Annotated in this window: 14 protein-coding genes; 9 read left to right on the top strand and 5 right to left on the bottom strand. The window is 70.3% G+C overall.

Annotation, left to right across the window (positions count from 1 at the left end; translation table 11 throughout):
• The 7 genes from tpiA (at position 1) to OHA05_RS08280 (ending at position 6,830) form a co-directional block, all read left to right on the top strand.
• Positions 1–777: a triose-phosphate isomerase gene (gene tpiA, locus OHA05_RS08310; RefSeq protein WP_328860185.1), complete on the top strand. Its 777-nt coding sequence runs from the start codon at positions 1–3 to the stop codon at positions 775–777.
• A 119-nt stretch (positions 778–896) separates the two neighbouring features.
• Positions 897–1,127 (top strand): preprotein translocase subunit SecG, encoded by a 231-nt coding sequence (secG, locus tag OHA05_RS08305; RefSeq protein WP_313949056.1) that lies wholly within the window; start codon positions 897–899, stop codon positions 1,125–1,127.
• 134 nt (positions 1,128–1,261) lie between these two features.
• A complete protein-coding gene (locus tag OHA05_RS08300) occupies positions 1,262–1,597 on the top strand; it encodes an RNA polymerase-binding protein RbpA (protein ID WP_003957010.1) in 336 nt (111 codons plus the stop codon).
• A gap of 127 nt (positions 1,598–1,724) precedes the next feature.
• A complete protein-coding gene (locus tag OHA05_RS08295; protein WP_328860184.1) occupies positions 1,725–2,936 on the top strand; it encodes an MFS transporter in 1,212 nt (403 codons plus the stop codon).
• A gap of 57 nt (positions 2,937–2,993) precedes the next feature.
• Positions 2,994–4,646 (top strand): glucose-6-phosphate isomerase, encoded by a 1,653-nt coding sequence (gene pgi, locus OHA05_RS08290; protein WP_328863353.1) that lies wholly within the window; start codon positions 2,994–2,996, stop codon positions 4,644–4,646.
• A 4-nt stretch (positions 4,647–4,650) separates the two neighbouring features.
• A complete protein-coding gene (locus tag OHA05_RS08285) occupies positions 4,651–5,154 on the top strand; it encodes a PH domain-containing protein (RefSeq protein WP_328860183.1) in 504 nt (167 codons plus the stop codon).
• 173 nt (positions 5,155–5,327) lie between these two features.
• A complete protein-coding gene (locus OHA05_RS08280; RefSeq protein ID WP_443043830.1) occupies positions 5,328–6,830 on the top strand; it encodes a PH domain-containing protein in 1,503 nt (500 codons plus the stop codon).
• A gap of 135 nt (positions 6,831–6,965) precedes the next feature.
• Here OHA05_RS08280 and pgl read toward each other — a convergent pair whose 3' ends face one another.
• Genes pgl through tkt form a run of 5 tightly spaced genes read right to left on the bottom strand, consistent with a single transcriptional unit; the run spans position 6,966 to position 13,521 of the window.
• Complete coding sequence (gene pgl / locus OHA05_RS08275) at positions 6,966–7,748, bottom strand: 6-phosphogluconolactonase (protein ID WP_313947020.1); 783 nt, start codon at positions 7,746–7,748, stop codon at positions 6,966–6,968.
• On the bottom strand, positions 7,745–8,746 hold the full coding sequence (gene opcA, locus OHA05_RS08270; RefSeq protein WP_313947021.1) for a glucose-6-phosphate dehydrogenase assembly protein OpcA: 1,002 nt from the start codon (positions 8,744–8,746) through the stop codon (positions 7,745–7,747). The genes pgl and opcA overlap by 4 nt, the downstream gene beginning before the upstream one ends.
• Positions 8,743–10,275 (bottom strand): glucose-6-phosphate dehydrogenase, encoded by a 1,533-nt coding sequence (gene zwf, locus OHA05_RS08265; protein WP_313947022.1) that lies wholly within the window; start codon positions 10,273–10,275, stop codon positions 8,743–8,745. The genes opcA and zwf overlap by 4 nt, the downstream gene beginning before the upstream one ends.
• Positions 10,276–10,280: 5 nt before the next feature.
• A complete protein-coding gene (gene tal / locus OHA05_RS08260) occupies positions 10,281–11,399 on the bottom strand; it encodes a transaldolase (protein WP_328860182.1) in 1,119 nt (372 codons plus the stop codon).
• A 34-nt stretch (positions 11,400–11,433) separates the two neighbouring features.
• The gene (tkt, locus tag OHA05_RS08255; protein WP_328860181.1) at positions 11,434–13,521 is read right to left on the bottom strand and encodes a transketolase; all 2,088 of its coding nucleotides are present in this window, start codon (positions 13,519–13,521) and stop codon (positions 11,434–11,436) included.
• Positions 13,522–13,862: 341 nt separating this feature from the next.
• Here tkt and OHA05_RS08250 point away from each other — a divergent pair, with 341 nt between their 5' ends.
• Positions 13,863–14,837: a heme o synthase gene (locus tag OHA05_RS08250; protein WP_391839490.1), complete on the top strand. Its 975-nt coding sequence runs from the start codon at positions 13,863–13,865 to the stop codon at positions 14,835–14,837.
• Positions 14,838–14,961: 124 nt separating this feature from the next.
• Entirely contained in the window at positions 14,962–15,294 is a 333-nt protein-coding gene (locus OHA05_RS08245) for a hypothetical protein (RefSeq protein ID WP_313947026.1), read from the top strand.
• The last annotated feature ends 50 nt before the right edge of the window (positions 15,295–15,344 follow it).

The following is a 15,344-nucleotide window of genomic DNA, read 5'->3' as shown; positions in this document are numbered from 1 at the left end:
ATGACCACCCGTACCCCGCTGATGGCGGGCAACTGGAAGATGAACCTCAACCACCTCGAGGCCATCGCCCACGTCCAGAAGCTCGCCTTCGCGCTGTCCGACAAGGACTACGACGCCGTGGAGGTGTCGGTCCTGCCGCCCTTCACCGACCTGCGGTCCGTCCAGACCCTGATCGACGGCGACAAGCTGAAGATCAAGTACGGCGCCCAGGACCTCTCGGCGCACGACTCCGGCGCGTACACCGGCGAGATCTCGGGCCTGATGCTGGCCAAGCTGAAGTGCACCTATGTCGCGGTGGGCCACTCCGAGCGCCGGCAGTACCACGCCGAGACGGACGAGATCTGCAACGCCAAGGTGAAGGCAGCGTTCCGGCACGGTCTGACCCCGATCCTCTGCATCGGCGAGGGCCTGGACGTCCGCAAGGCCGGCCAGCAGGTCCAGTACACGCTGAACCAGCTCGAAGGCGGTCTGAAGGACGTCCCGGCCGAGCAGGCCGAGTCCATCGTGATCGCGTACGAGCCCGTGTGGGCCATCGGCACCGGTGAGGTCGCCACCCCGGAGGACGCCCAGGAGGTCTGCGGGGCGATCCGCGGGCGGCTGGCCGAGCTGTACTCGCAGGAGCTCGCCGACAAGGTGCGCATCCAGTACGGCGGCTCCGTGAAGTCCGGAAACGTCGCCGCGATCATGGCGCAGCCCGATGTGGACGGCGCTCTGGTCGGTGGCGCGGCACTGGACGCCGACGAGTTCGTCAAGATCGTCCGGTTCCGCGACCAGTGAGTATGCGGTAGCGCGGATCCGTCGTACCCTTGCGGGGGCCTGAGGCTGTGGAGCCCGGGCCCCCGCTCGTCCGTAGATGTCCCGAGAGAATTGCCAGGAAGTAGGGTCCAGCCGTGGTTATGGGGTTCTCGATCGCCCTGATCGCTTTCAGCCTGCTGCTGATGCTGCTCGTGCTGATGCACAAGGGGAAGGGCGGCGGCCTCTCCGACATGTTCGGCGGTGGCATGCAGTCGTCCGTGGGCGGCTCCTCGGTCGCCGAGCGCAACCTCGACCGCATCACCGTGGTGGTCGGTCTGCTGTGGTTCGCGTGCATTGTCGTACTTGGTCTGCTGATGAAGCTGGACAGCTGACCCGCGCCTTCCGCGTCCCGGGCTGGGGTGTAACTCCCACCACTGGACGAGCGTTGGGCCTTACGTAGACTGGGGCACCGCGGCGCAGCCGCTGTGAGAGGCTGTGCAGCACCATCACGCAGGGAGTTACGACCGTGGCAAGTGGCAACGCGATCCGGGGAAGCCGGGTCGGAGCGGGGCCGATGGGCGAGGCCGAGCGTGGCGAGTCCGCGCCACGCCTGCGCATCTCCTTCTGGTGCTCGAACGGGCACGAGACGCAGCCGAGCTTCGCCAGCGACGCACAGGTCCCTGACACTTGGGACTGCCCGCGCTGCGGGTTCCCGGCCGGTCAGGACCGGGACAACCCGCCGGACCCGCCGCGGACCGAGCCGTACAAGACGCACCTCGCGTATGTACGCGAGCGGCGCAGCGACGCGGACGGCGAGGCGATCCTCGCCGAAGCGCTTGCCAAACTGCGGGGCGAGATCTAGAACTTGCGTCCGGCCGGACACCTCACGGTGCCCGGCCGGTCTGCTTTTCCCGCCCCCTCTCGTCGGCCGGGCCGATTGTCAGTGGCACCCCGTAGCGTCCCGGATCATGGGACGGGAAGGGGACGTTGTGACGACGGCCGGGACGGTGGAGGCGCGGAGCGTCTCCTGGCGCGGGGGATTCGGACGGCTGTGGGCGGCAGCCGTCGTCTCCAAGTTCGGCGACGCACTGCGACTTGCCGCCATGCCGCTGCTCGCCGCCTCGCTCACCGACGATCCGCTGCTGATCGCCTCGGTGACCGCCTGCGGATATCTGCCCTGGCTGCTCTTCGGGTTGCTGGGCGGCGCGGTCGCCGACCGCGTGGACCAGCGGCGGGCCATGTGGGCCGTGGACCTGCTGCGCGGCCTGCTGATGGCGGCCTTCGCCCTGGCGGTCTGGCAGGGACTCGGATCGATCGCCCTGCTGCTGGCGCTCGCCTTCGCCCTCACCACCCTCCAGACGCTCTTCGACAACGCCGCGACCGCGCTGCTGCCCGCCCTGGTCCCCGAGGGCGCGCTCGCCGGGGCCAACGCCCGGCTGATGACCGCACAGCAGATCGTCGGGGCCTTTCTGGCCGCGCCCGTCGTGCCGGTGCTCCTCCTCGCCGGCGCGGCCGTGCCGTACGCGGCGGATGCCGTCACCTATCTCGTGGCCGCGGCCCTGATCGCCTCCCTGCGCCTGCGGGCGCCGGAGCGGGCGCCGAGGCCCGCCGGAAGCACCCTGCGGGCGGAGATCGGGGAAGGGCTGCGCCGGTTGTGGAGCGATCCCGCGCTGCGCCGCCTGTGCGTGGCCACCACCCTCTGCAACATCGGCATGGGCGCGCTCATCGCCACCCTCGTCGTCCATGTCACCGGCTGGCTGGACGCGGGCAGCGGGGCGTACGCGGCGGTGCTGACCGCCGTGGGAGCCGGAAGCGTGACGGGCGGGCTGGTGGCCCGCCGGCTCGCGGAGCGCGTCGGGCGCATCCGCAGCGTGTTCGTCGCCGGGACCGTGCAGGCCGGCTGTCTGCTGATCACCGGGACGGTCCGCGCGTTGTGGGTGACGGTCGCCGCGATGGCGGTCTTCGGCGTCATGAGCATGGTGTGGAACGTCAACCAGGCGACGCTGGTGCAGGAACGCAGCCCGGCGGACATGCTCGGCCGGATCAGCTCGGCGTTCCGCACCCTCGGCGTCGCCGGCGCTCCGCTCGGCGCCCTCGCCGGCGGCGCGGCGGCGGCCGCCTGGGGAGGCAACGCTCCGGCACTGCTCGCGGCGGCGCTGTTCGTGCCTGCTGTCGCCTCGCTGGCCGGTCTGATCAACTAGGTTGGAAAGGCAGCGGGGCATGCAGGCAGGTACAAGAGAAGTGGGCTGATGTCCAGAATGAACGCAGACGGCCGTACCAGGCTCAACAAGACGCCCGAATGGGCTGCTCTCGGCAAGCACCGCGAGCAACTCGGAGGGACGCAGCTGCGGGAGCTGTTCGCGGCCGACGCGCAGCGCGGCAGCAGGTACACCCTCCAGGTCGGCAACCTCCACCTCGACTACTCCAAGCACCTGGTGACGGACGAGACGCTGACGCTGCTGCGTGAGCTGGCGGCGGCGACCGACGTCACCGGGCTGCGGGACGCGATGTTCCGTGGCGAGAAGATCAACACCACCGAGAACCGCGCCGTCCTGCACACGGCCCTGCGGGCCCCGCGGGACGCCGTCATCGAGGTCGACGGCGAGAACGTGGTGCCGGCCGTGCACGCGGTGCTCGACACGATGGCCGCGTTCGCGGACCGGATCCGTTCGGGCGAGTGGACCGGTCACACCGGCAAGCGCATCAAGAACGTCGTGAACATCGGCATCGGCGGATCCGACCTCGGCCCCGCCATGGCGTACGAGGCGCTGCGCGCCTACACCGCCCGCGATCTGACGTTCCATTTCGTCTCCAACGTCGACGGTGCCGATCTGCACGAGGCCGTCCGTGAGCTGGACGCGTCCGAGACGCTGTTCATCATCGCGTCCAAGACCTTCACCACGATCGAGACCATCACCAACGCCACCTCCGCGCGCGACTGGCTGCTCACCGAGCTGAAGGCCGGTCAGGAGGCCGTGGCCAAGCACTTCGTGGCCCTGTCGACCAACGCCGAGAAGGTCTCCGACTTCGGCATCGACACGGCCAACATGTTCGAGTTCTGGGACTGGGTCGGCGGGCGCTACTCGTTCGACTCCGCCATCGGCCTCTCGCTGATGATCGCGATCGGCCCGGACCGCTTCCGCGAGATGCTCGACGGGTTCCACCTCGTCGACGAGCACTTCCGGACGGCCCCCGCGGAGGCCAACGCGCCGATGCTGCTCGGCCTGCTGGGGGTCTGGTACGGCGACTTCTTCGACGCCCAGTCGCACGCGGTACTGCCGTACTCCCACTATCTGAGCAAGTTCACCGCCTATCTCCAGCAGCTGGACATGGAGTCCAACGGCAAGTCGGTGGACCGCGAGGGCAACCGGGTGGAGTGGCAGACCGGTCCGGTGGTGTGGGGCACGCCCGGCACCAACGGACAGCACGCCTACTACCAGTTGATCCACCAGGGGACGAAGCTCATCCCGGCGGACTTCATCGGCTTCGCCAATCCGGTCGACGACCTGCTGCCCGGCCTCGTCGCCCAGCACGACCTGCTGATGGCCAACTTCTTCGCGCAGACGCAGGCGCTCGCCTTCGGCAAGACGCCCGACGAGGTGCGGGCGGAGGGCGTGCCCGAGGAGCTGGTGCCGCACAAGACCTTCCCCGGCAACCGCCCCACGACCACGATCCTCGCCGACGAGCTCACCCCCTCGGTCCTCGGCCAGCTGATCGCGCTGTACGAGCACAAGGTGTTCGTCCAGGGAGCGATCTGGAACATCGACTCCTTCGACCAGTGGGGCGTCGAGCTGGGCAAGGTCCTCGCGAAGAGGATCGAGCCGGTGCTCACGGAGGGCACGGGCGGCGGGGATCTGGACGGCTCGACCGCCGCGCTGGTGGCCACCTACCGCTCACTGCGCGGTCGTTGAGCCGATGGCCGCCGGGGAGGCGACGGTTCGGCTGAGGCCGCCGAACAACACGCTCAATGACCGGGTCGTCGGCTGGTGGCGGGTGCAGTGGCTGCTGCTGACGGGCGTCCCGGTCGTGGTGCTGGCCGTGCTGGGGGCCCTGATCGGGCCCGCCCGGACCTGGCTGCTGGCCGTCGCCGCAGGACTGGCGGTGCTCGGACTGCTGTGCACCGCCTTCTTCCCGTCCTGGTGGTTCCGGGTCCACCGGTGGGAGGTCACGGACGAGGCGGTCTACGTCCGCAGCGGCGCCTTCTGGCAGGAGTGGCGGATCGCGCCGATGTCCCGGATCCAGACCGTGGACACCCTGCGCGGGCCCCTCGAACGCGCCTTCCGGCTGGCAACGGTCATCGTCACCACGGCCTCCTCCAAGGGCGCGATCAAGATCGAGGGGCTCGACCACGAGGTCGCGGCCGAACTTGCCGAGCAGCTCACGCACATCACCCAGGCGACACCCGGGGACGCGACGTGAGCACCGCGGAGGAGCCGGCCGCGGGGGAGGCCGCTCTGCCGGGCGCGGCGTACGGCGACGGCGAACGGACGGCGGGCCGACCGGCGTCCGGCGAGAGCACCGCGGAAGGGCAGGCGTCCGGCGAGGACTGGCGCCGGCTCGACAAACGGGCCCTGGTGGTGAGGGCCGCCGTGATGTCCGGCGTCGCGGGAGGCATCTGCCTGCCCGTCCTGCTGGGGCTCTCCGGCGGGGACTGGCTCCGCGGAGAGGCCCGCAGCGGCACCGGCATCGCCCTGCTGCTGCTCGGCGGGGTCCTGCTGGTGCTCGCCGGGGCGGGTGCGGAGTATCTGCGCTGGCGCAAGACCCGCTACCGAATAGGCACCGAGCGCGCCGAACTGCGCACCGGAGTACTGCTGGTCAAACGGCGCTCGCTGGCCCGGGAACGGATCCGCAGCGTCGACCTGACGGCCAACCCCCTGCTGCGGATCCTCGACCTGGTGAAGGTGCGCATCGGCACCGGCGAGCACACCGGCGGTGAGTCGACGCTGGAGCTCAACCCCGTCACCAAGGCGGAGGGCGAGCGGCTGCGCCGGGAACTCCTCGGCCGCACCGCCACCGCCGCACCCGGCGAACACCGCGAAGGGCAGCTCGCGTCCGTCGACCTGGCCTGGATCCGCTACGCCCCGGTCTCCTTCGTCGCCCCGCTGCTCGGCGGCGCGGCGGCCGGCGGTGTGATGCAGGTCAGTGAGTGGTTCGGGGCGCAGGGCGAGGTCATCGACTGGGTGGGCGAGCGTTTCTCGCACACCTCCGTCCTGATGATGATCGTGGTGCTGCTTCTGGCGGCCGTCGCCGCCGGCGTCGTCGGCTCGCTCGGTCTGTGGATCGAGATGTGGTGGAACTACCGGCTGGAGCGCGAGCCCGGCGGCACCCTGCGGGTGCGGCGCGGACTGTTCACCGCGCGCTCGATCTCCATGGAGGAGCGCCGGCTGCGCGGGGTCGAGCTGGTCGAACCTCTGGGCGTACGCCTGTTCGGCGCGGCCCGGGTGGACGCGGTCGCCACCGGCATCGCCCACGACGAGCAGGACAAGCACGCCGACCTCAAGGTGCTGCTGCCGCCGGTGCCCCGGGCGGTGGCGGACGACGTGGCCGGTCAGGTCCTGCGTGAGGCGCGGACGCCGACGGACGCCCCGCTCACCGCCCACCCGCGTGCGGCACGAACCCGCAGACTGCGCTGGGCACTCGCGACCGCGGTCCTGCCGCTCGCCCTGCTCACCGCGCTGGGCCTGTGGCTCACCGATGTCCTGCTGTACATCGCGGCGGGCTGCGCGGTCCTCGCGCTGCCGGCCGCGGTGCTCCTCGCCCTCGACGCCTACCGCAGCCTGGGCCACGGCATCAGCGGCGGCTATCTCGTCGCCCGCTCGGGCACGGTCCGGCGGGCGACGGTCGCGCTGCAGCGCGGGGGAGTCATCGGCTGGGTGGTGAAACAGTCCGTGTTCCAGCGGCGGGCCGGGGTGCTGACCCTCACCGCGACGACGGCCGCCGGAGCGGGCGCCTACGCGGTCCTCGACGCCGACGCGAGCGAGGGTCTCGGCTTCGCGGCGGACGCCGTCCCGGGGCTGCTGGAACCGTTCCTGCTGCGGGACGGGGACGCGCGGGGAGGCGACGGCCCGGACGGCGGCGCGACCGGCCCCGTATGACGGCCCCGCCGCCGGTACGCCGTACATCGTGAGCCCCGCACCCGCCCCCGTACGCCGACCGCCGCCGGCCCGGAGGAACGGGGCCGGCGGCGGTCGGAACAGGACTCCGCGGAGTCCGTCACCTCAGGGGCGATGTCAGGGCGACGCCGGCGGGTACAGATCGCGCGGCAGTTCCGAGGCCGCAGCCCCGTCCAGCAGCCAGAGTGTCCTGCTGCGTCCGTACGCACCGGCCGCGGGCGCCTGAACCTCGCCCGCGCCCGACAGGGCGATCTGCACTGCCTTCGCCTTGTCCTCGCCGGCCGCCAGCAGCCACACCTCACGGGCCGCCCGGATCGCCGGGAGTGTGAGCGTGATGCGGGTCGGCGGCGGCTTCGGCGAACCGTGCACGCCCACCACCGTGCGTTCGGTCTCCCGCACCGCCGGATGCTCCGGGAAGAGCGAGGCGACATGGGTGTCGGGACCGACGCCCAGCATCAGGACATCGAACCGGGGGACCGGACCGTGGTCCTCCGGACCCGCCGCGGCGGCGAGAGCGGTGGCGTACGCGGCGGCCGCGGCCTCCACGTCGCTGCCGTACGCGCCGTCCGAAGGAGCCATCGCATGCACACGGGCCGGATCCACGGGAACCCTGTCCAGCAGGGCCGCGTGGGCCTGCGTGACATTGCGCTCCGGGTCGCCGTCGGGGAGGAACCGCTCGTCCCCCCACCACAGGTCCAGCCGCCCCCAGTCGATCGCGTCGCGGGCCGGCGAGGTCCCGAGGGCGGTCAGCAGCGCATTGCCGTTGCGACCGCCCGTCAGGACCACCGACGCCGAACCGCGCGCGGCCTGGGCGTCCACGATCTTCGTGATCAGCCGGGCCGCCGCGGCCTGCGCCATCAGCTCCTTGTCGCGGTGGACGACGAGCTGCGGCGCACTCACTTCGCTGCCGCCTTCTTTGCGGGAGCCTTCTTCGCCGGGGTGGCCTCGGACTTCTCGGCCGCCGTGTCCCCGCCGTCCGAGAGCCGGTGCACCCCGAACCGCAGCGCCGACGCGTAGATCTCGTCGGGGTCCAGCCGACGGAGCTCCTCCGCGATCAGCTCGGCCGTCTCGCGCCGCTTCAGGGCCACCGCGCGATCCGGCTGACCCTTGATGGACAGGGTGGCCAGTGAGCCGTCGGCCCGGTCCAGCACGATCGGACCGCACGAGGTCTCCATGCGCACGGCCGTGAGCCCGGGGCCCGCCGATCCGGAGCGCTTGACCGGTACCTTCAGCCGGTCCGCCAGCCACACGGCGAGCAGCTCGCAGCTCGGGTTGAACTCCTCGCCCTCCACCTCGACCGCGGTGACGTCGCAGGCCACCTGGTCCAGAGCGGCGGCCAGCATCGAGCGCCAGGGGGTGATCCTGGCCCAGGACAGGTCGGTGTCGCCGGGGGTGTAGGCGGCGGCGCGCGCCACGAGTTCCTTCACGGGCTCCTCGGCCGCGTAGGAGTCCGTGACCCGTCGCTGCGCGAGGGCGCCGAGCGGCTCCTTGGCCGGGTCGAGCGGCGCGTTCACCGGCCACCAGACGACGACCGGGGCGTCGGGCAGCAGGAGCGGCAGCACCACGGACTGGGCGTGGTCGATGACCTCGCCGTACAGCCGCAGGACCACCGTCTCGCCGGTGCCGGCGTCGGTGCCCACCCGCACCTCGGCGTCCAGGCGTGCCTTCGCCCGGTCGCGCGGGGAGCGCGAGACCCGCTTGATGACGACGAGCTTGCGCGAGGGGTGCTCGCGCGATGCCTCGCTGGCCGCCTTCAGCGCGTCGTAGGCGTTCTCCTCGTCGGTGACGATGACGAGGGTGAGGACCATGCCGACGGCCGGTGTGCCGATCGCCCGGCGTGCCTGCACCAGTGCTTTGTTGATCTTGCTGGACGTGGTGTCCGTGAGGTCGATCTTCATGGCCGACGCCAGCTCCGTCCGTCTCGTGCGAGCATTTCGTCCGCCTCGTCCGGCCCCCAGGTCCCGGCCGGGTACTGGGCGGGCTTGCCGTGCTTGGCCCAGTACTCCGTGACGGGGTCGAGGATCATCCAGGAGCGCTCGACCTCCTCGACCCGCGGGAAGAGGTTGGAGTCGCCGAGCAGCACGTCGAGGAGGAGGCGTTCGTACGCCTCGGGGCTGGACTCGGTGAAGGACTCGCCGTAGGCGAAGTCCATCGAGACGTCCCGTACCTCCATCGAGGTGCCCGGCACCTTCGAGCCGAACCGCAGGGTCACGCCCTCGTCCGGCTGGACGCGGATGACCAGGGCGTTCTGGCCCAGCTCCTCCGTCGCCGTGTGGTCGAAGGGAGAGTGCGGGGCGCGCTGGAAGACGACGGCGATCTCGGTGACGCGGCGGCCGAGCCGCTTGCCCGTCCGCAGATAGAACGGCACACCCGCCCAGCGGCGGTTGTCGATCTCGAGCTTGACCGCGGCGTAGGTGTCGGTCTTCGACTTGGAGTCGATCCCGTCCTCCTGGAGGTAGCCGACGACCTTCTCGCCGCCCTGCCAGCCCTCCGCGTACTGCCCGCGGACCGTACCGGTACCGAGGTCCTTGGGCAGCTTCACCGCGCCCAGCACCTTGGTCTTCTCCGCGGCCAGGGCGTCCGCCTCGAAGGAGGCGGGCTCCTCCATCGCGGTCAGCGCGAGGAGTTGGAGGAGGTGGTTCTGGATGACGTCACGGGCGGCGCCGATGCCGTCGTAGTAGCCGGCGCGGCCGCCGATGCCGATGTCCTCGGCCATGGTGATCTGCACATGGTCGACGTACGACCGGTTCCAGATCGGCTCGAAGAGCGTGTTGGCGAAGCGCAGGGCCAGGATGTTCTGGACCGTCTCCTTGCCGAGGTAGTGGTCGATCCGGAAGACCTCGTTGGCCGGGAAGACCTCGTGCACCACCTGGTTGAGCTCCTTGGCGGAGACCAGGTCGTGGCCGAACGGCTTCTCGATGACCGCGCGGCGCCAGGAGCCCTCCTTCTGGTCGGCGAGCCCGTGCTTCTTGAGCTGCTGGACGACCTTGGGGAAGAACTTCGGCGGGACGGACAGATAGAAGGCGAAGTTGCCGCCGGTGCCCTGCTTCTTGTCCAGGTCCTCTATGGTCGCCTTCAGTTGCTCGAAGGCGTCGTCGTCGTCGAAGTCGCCCTGGACGAAGCGCATCCCCTGGATGAGCTGCTGCCAGACCTCCTCACGGAAGGGGGTGCGGGCGTGTGCCTTGACGGCGTCGTGGACCTCCTGGGCGAAGTCCTCGTCGTGCCACTCGCGCCGGGCGAACCCGACGAGGGAGAAGCCCGGCGGGAGCAGTCCCCGATTGGCCAGGTCGTAGACGGCGGGCATCAGCTTTTTACGGGACAAATCGCCCGTGACACCGAAAATGACCAGGCCCGACGGCCCCGCGATACGCGGGAGCCGTCGGTCTGCGGGGTCACGAAGCGGATTGGCTTCGTACGTACCGGACAAGGTGGTCAGCCCTCCGAAGGGGCGAGGCGCTTGAGTTCGGCCTCGGTCGACTTGAGCAGGTCGTTCCAGGACGCCTCGAACTTCTCGACGCCCTCGTCCTCGAGCAGCTGCACGACGTCGTCGTACTTGATGCCGAGTTTCTCGACAGCCTCGATGGCGGCGCGCGCGTCGTCGTACGTGCCGCGCACCGTGTCACCGGTGATCTGGCCGTGGTCGGCCACGGCCTCCATGGTCGCCTCCGGCATGGTGTTCACCGTGCCCGGCGCGACCAGCTCGTCGACGTACAGCGTGTCCTTGTACGCCTTGTCCTTGACGCCGGTCGAGGCCCACAGCGGACGCTGCTTGTTGGCCTGCGCCTTGTCGAGCGCGGCCCAGCGGTCGGTGGAGAAGACCTCCTCGAACGCCTCGTAGGCGAGCCGGGCGTTGGCCAGAGCCGCCTTGCCGCGCGCCTCCTTGGCCTCCGGGGTGCCCAGCGCGTCCAGCCGCTTGTCGATCTCGGTGTCCACCCGGGACACGAAGAACGACGCCACCGAATGGATCTTCGAGAGGTCGAGTCCGCGCTCCTTGGCCTGCTCCAGGCCGGAGATGTACGCGTCCATGACCTCGCGGTAGCGCTCCAGCGAGAAGATCAGCGTCACATTGACGCTGATGCCGCGGCCGATGGTCTCGGTGATCGCCGGCAGGCCCGCCTTGGTGGCCGGGATCTTGATGAGCGTGTTGGGCCGGTCCACCAGCCAGGCGAGCTGCCTGGCCTCAGCGGCCGTGGCCCGGGTGTTGTGCGCCAGGCGCGGGTCGACCTCGATGGAGACCCGGCCGTCCTGGCCCTGCGTCGCGTCGTAGACCGGACGCAGGATGTCGGCGGCGTCACGGACGTCCGCCGTCGTGATCATGCGCAGGGCTTCCTCGACGGTCACCCTGCGGGCCGCGAGGTCGGTGAGCTGCTGGTCGTAGCCGTCGCCCTGCGAGATCGCCTTCTGGAAGATCGACGGGTTGGTGGTGACGCCCACCACGTGCTGCTGGTCGATCAGTTCGGCGAGATTGCCGGACGTGATCCGCTTGCGTGACAGGTCGTCGAGCCAGATCGCGACGCCTTCGTCGGAGAGGCGCTTGAGTGCGTCTGTCATGAGAGTTGCATCTCCTACTTGTCGTGTACCGGCGTCAGCGTGCGGCGGCTTCGAGAGATTCCCGCGCGGCCTTGGCGACCTCGTCGGCAGTGAAGCCGAACTCGCGGAAGAGAACCTTGCCGTCCGCCGAAGCGCCGAAGTGCTCCAGCGAAACGATGCGGCCGGCATCGCCGACGAAGCGGTGCCAGGTGAGTCCGATACCGGCCTCGACCGCCACCCGTGCCCGCACGGCCGGCGGCAGCACCGAGTCCCGGTACGCCTGGTCCTGCTCCTCGAACCACTCGACCGACGGCATCGAGACCACCCGGGTCGGGATGCCCGCGGCCTGGAGCTGCTCGCGCGCCTCGACGGCCAGCTGGACCTCGGAGCCGGTACCGATCAGGACGACCTGGGGCTCGCCGCCCTCGGCGTCGAACAGGACGTAACCGCCGCGGGCGGCATCCTCGTTGCGCTCGTAGGTCGGCACACCCTGCCGGGTCAGTGCCAGACCGTGCGGGGCGCCCTTGCCGAACTCCTTGGTCCAGCGGCGCATGATCTCGCGCCACGCGATCGCGGTCTCGTTGGCGTCCGCCGGACGGACGACGTTCAGACCGGGGATGGCGCGCAGCGAGGCCAGGTGTTCGACCGGCTGGTGCGTCGGGCCGTCCTCGCCGAGACCGATCGAGTCGTGCGTCCACACGTAGGTGACCGGCAGGTGCATCAGGGCCGACAGCCGCACCGCGTTGCGCATGTAGTCGGAGAACACCAGGAAGGTGCCGCCGTACACGCGGGTGTTGCCGTGCAGCGTGATGCCGTTCATGACCGCGGCCATCGCGTGCTCACGGATACCGAAGTGGATCGTGCGGCCGTAGGGGTCGGCGCCCGGCAGCGGGTTGCCCACGGGCAGGAACGACGACGTCTTGTCGATCGTCGTGTTGTTCGAGCCCGCCAGGTCCGCGGAGCCGCCCCACAGCTCGGGGACGACCGCGCCCAGCGCCTGAAGGATCTTGCCGGAGGCCGCGCGGGTGGCGACACCCTTGCCGGTCTCGAAGTCGGGGAGCTTCTCCTCCCAGCCGGCGGGCAGCTCGGTCGAGCGGATCCGGTCGAACTCCGCGGCGCGCTCCGGATTCGCGGTGCGCCATGCGGCGAAGGTCTTCTCCCACTCGCCACGGGCCTCACGGCCGCGGTCGAGCGCCCCGCGGGTGTGGGCGATGACCTCGTCGGAGACCTCGAAGCTCTTCTCCGGGTCGAAGCCGAGGACCCGCTTGGTGGCCGCGACCTCCTCGTCGCCGAGCGCCGATCCGTGGGCGGCCTCGGTGTTCTGCGCGTGCGGGGCAGGCCAGGCGATGATCGAGCGCGCCGCGATGAAGGAGGGACGCTCGGTCTCGGCCTTGGCGGCCTGGAGGGCCCGGTAGAGGCCCGCCGGGTCGAGGTCGCCGCTCGGCAGCTGGTCGACGCGCTGGACGTGCCAGCCGTACGCCTCGTAGCGCTTGAGGGTGTCCTCGGAGACGGCCGTCTCCGTGTCGCCCTCGATGGAGATGTGGTTGTCGTCCCACAGCAGCACCAGGTTGCCCAGCTTCTGGTGCCCGGCCAGCGAGGACGCCTCCGAGGAGATGCCCTCCTGGAGGCAGCCGTCACCGGCGATGGCCCAGATGGTGTGGTCGAACGGGGAGGTGCCGGGGGCTGCGTCCGGGTCGAACAGACCGCGCTCGTAGCGGGCGGCCATGGCCATGCCCACCGCGTTGGCGACACCCTGGCCGAGCGGGCCGGTCGTCGTCTCGACACCGGGGGTGTGTCCGTACTCCGGGTGTCCGGGGGTCCTCGAACCCCAGGTCCTGAAGGCCTTGAGGTCGTCGAGCTCCAGGCCGTAACCGGCCAGGTAGAGCTGGATGTAGAGGGTCAGCGACGAGTGACCGGCGGACAGGACGAACCGGTCACGGCCGGTCCAGTCGGGGTCGGCCGGGTCGTGCTGCATCAGCTTCTGGAACAGGACGTACGCGGCGGGCGCGAGGCTCATGGCCGTACCGGGGTGGCCGTTGCCGACCTTCTGTACGGAATCCATGGCCAGGACGCGGACGGTATCGACGGCCCGCTGGTCCAGATCGGTCCACTCGAGGTCTGTGGTGGTCGGCTTGGTGCTCACCCTGAGTCAGGGCTCCTCTCCACATGTCGTATCCCGGTGACGACGGAAGCACCGGGCGTTGTCGAGCCTACCCCCGGAACAACGCGCACCTTTTCGAGTGCATGCCTTTCGAAATATCGGACACAGCCAGGGTGCAGTCCCGGGGACGACTTCGCCTCCCGGCGGCGTGCTCGAGGAGCTTCGACGACCTATACGCACAGGCCGGGGTCGCTGCTCAACACGACGCCACCCCCGTGCGGGACGACGTATGGGCAACGTCTAGAGTGGCGTGGTACGCGCAAGTCTTTACCGGGCCCTTTCTCCTTGCCCGGGCTTGCAAGGAGTCTCTGTCAGGGGTGTGCGTGACGGCCGTCGAATCCCGTCCAGCGGGTGGTGGCACCGCCCATGCCGTCGAGGCCGCGGGGGAGTTCCGCAGGAACCGCGGTCACCGACCGTTCGGGGCCCGGGTCAAGGCCTTCGTGGCGTTGACCAAGCCGCGGATCATCGAGCTGCTGCTGATCACCACGGTGCCGGTGATGTTCCTGGCCGCTCAGGACGTGCCCGACCTGTGGCTGGTGCTCACCACCTGTGTCGGCGGTTATCTCTCCGCGGGTGGCGCGAACGCGCTCAACATGTACATCGACCGCGACATCGACGCCCTCATGGACCGGACGTCGCAGCGGCCCCTGGTGACCGGCATGGTGTCGCCGCGGGAGGGCCTGGTCTTCGGCCTCACCCTCACGGTGGTCTCCACCCTCTGGTTCGGACTGCTCGTCAACTGGCTGTCGGCGGCGCTCTCGCTCGGCGCGCTCCTCTTCTACGTCGTCGTCTACACGATGATCCTGAAGCGGCGCACCGCGCAGAACATCGTGTGGGGCGGCATCGCCGGCTGTATGCCGGTCCTGATCGGCTGGTCCGCCGTCACCAACTCGGTGTCCTGGGCCGCGCTCATCCTCTTCCTCGTCATCTTCTTCTGGACGCCGCCGCACTACTGGCCGCTGTCGATGAAGGTGAAGGAGGACTACGCGCGCGTCGGTGTGCCGATGCTCCCGGTCGTCGCCTCCAACAAGGTGGTGGCCCGCCAGATCGTCCTCTACAGCTGGGTGATGGTCGCGGTCTCCCTGCTGCTCACCCCGCTCGGCTACACCGGCTGGTTCTACACGGTGGTGGCGCTGGCGGCGGGCGGCTGGTGGCTGTGGGAGGCGCACGCGCTCCAGGCACGGGCCAAGGCCGAGGTGATGGGCGGCAAGCTCAAGGAGATGCGGCTCTTCCACTGGTCCATCACCTATGTCTCGCTGCTGTTCGTGGCGGTCGCGGTGGACCCCTTCCTGCGCTAGACCCTTCCTGCGCCGGACGCCTTCCGGCGCAGGACGTTCCTTCCTGTGTTCAGCCCCCGGCCGTGGCCCATGCCACGTGCACCCGCCGTGGCCGGTGCCCACTACCCGCGAGTAGCATCGCCCCATGGCAGACACGCAGCAGGCAGACAGCCAGGTGGAGCGCAAGGCGGCCCGGATCGCCAAGCAGATCGGCGCCTTCGCCAAGGCGCACGGCGGCGCCGACGGGACCATCGAGTACCTCGGCCAGGCGGGCACCCGGATCGTGCTCATCGGCGAGGACGGCGAGTGGGGCGACCTCGTCGCGCCGAACCACGCGATCGCGGCCGCGGCCGCCGAGAAGGCAGGCCTCACCCTCCACGACTCCTTCGACGGCGACCTGGCCGCCAAGGTCCGCACAGGGCCGTACGAGTGGAGCCGTATGGCGGGCATCCAGGTCGGCGGTCCTTCCAACGGCTGAGCAACACCTCGCCGGGGTGTCACCCGTTAGGACTGTGGAAACACGGTCCA

The organism is Streptomyces sp. NBC_00306 (genome assembly GCF_036169555.1).
Taxonomy (GTDB): domain Bacteria; phylum Actinomycetota; class Actinomycetes; order Streptomycetales; family Streptomycetaceae; genus Streptomyces; species Streptomyces achmelvichensis.
This window is presented reverse-complemented; position numbering and strand designations above follow the sequence as displayed.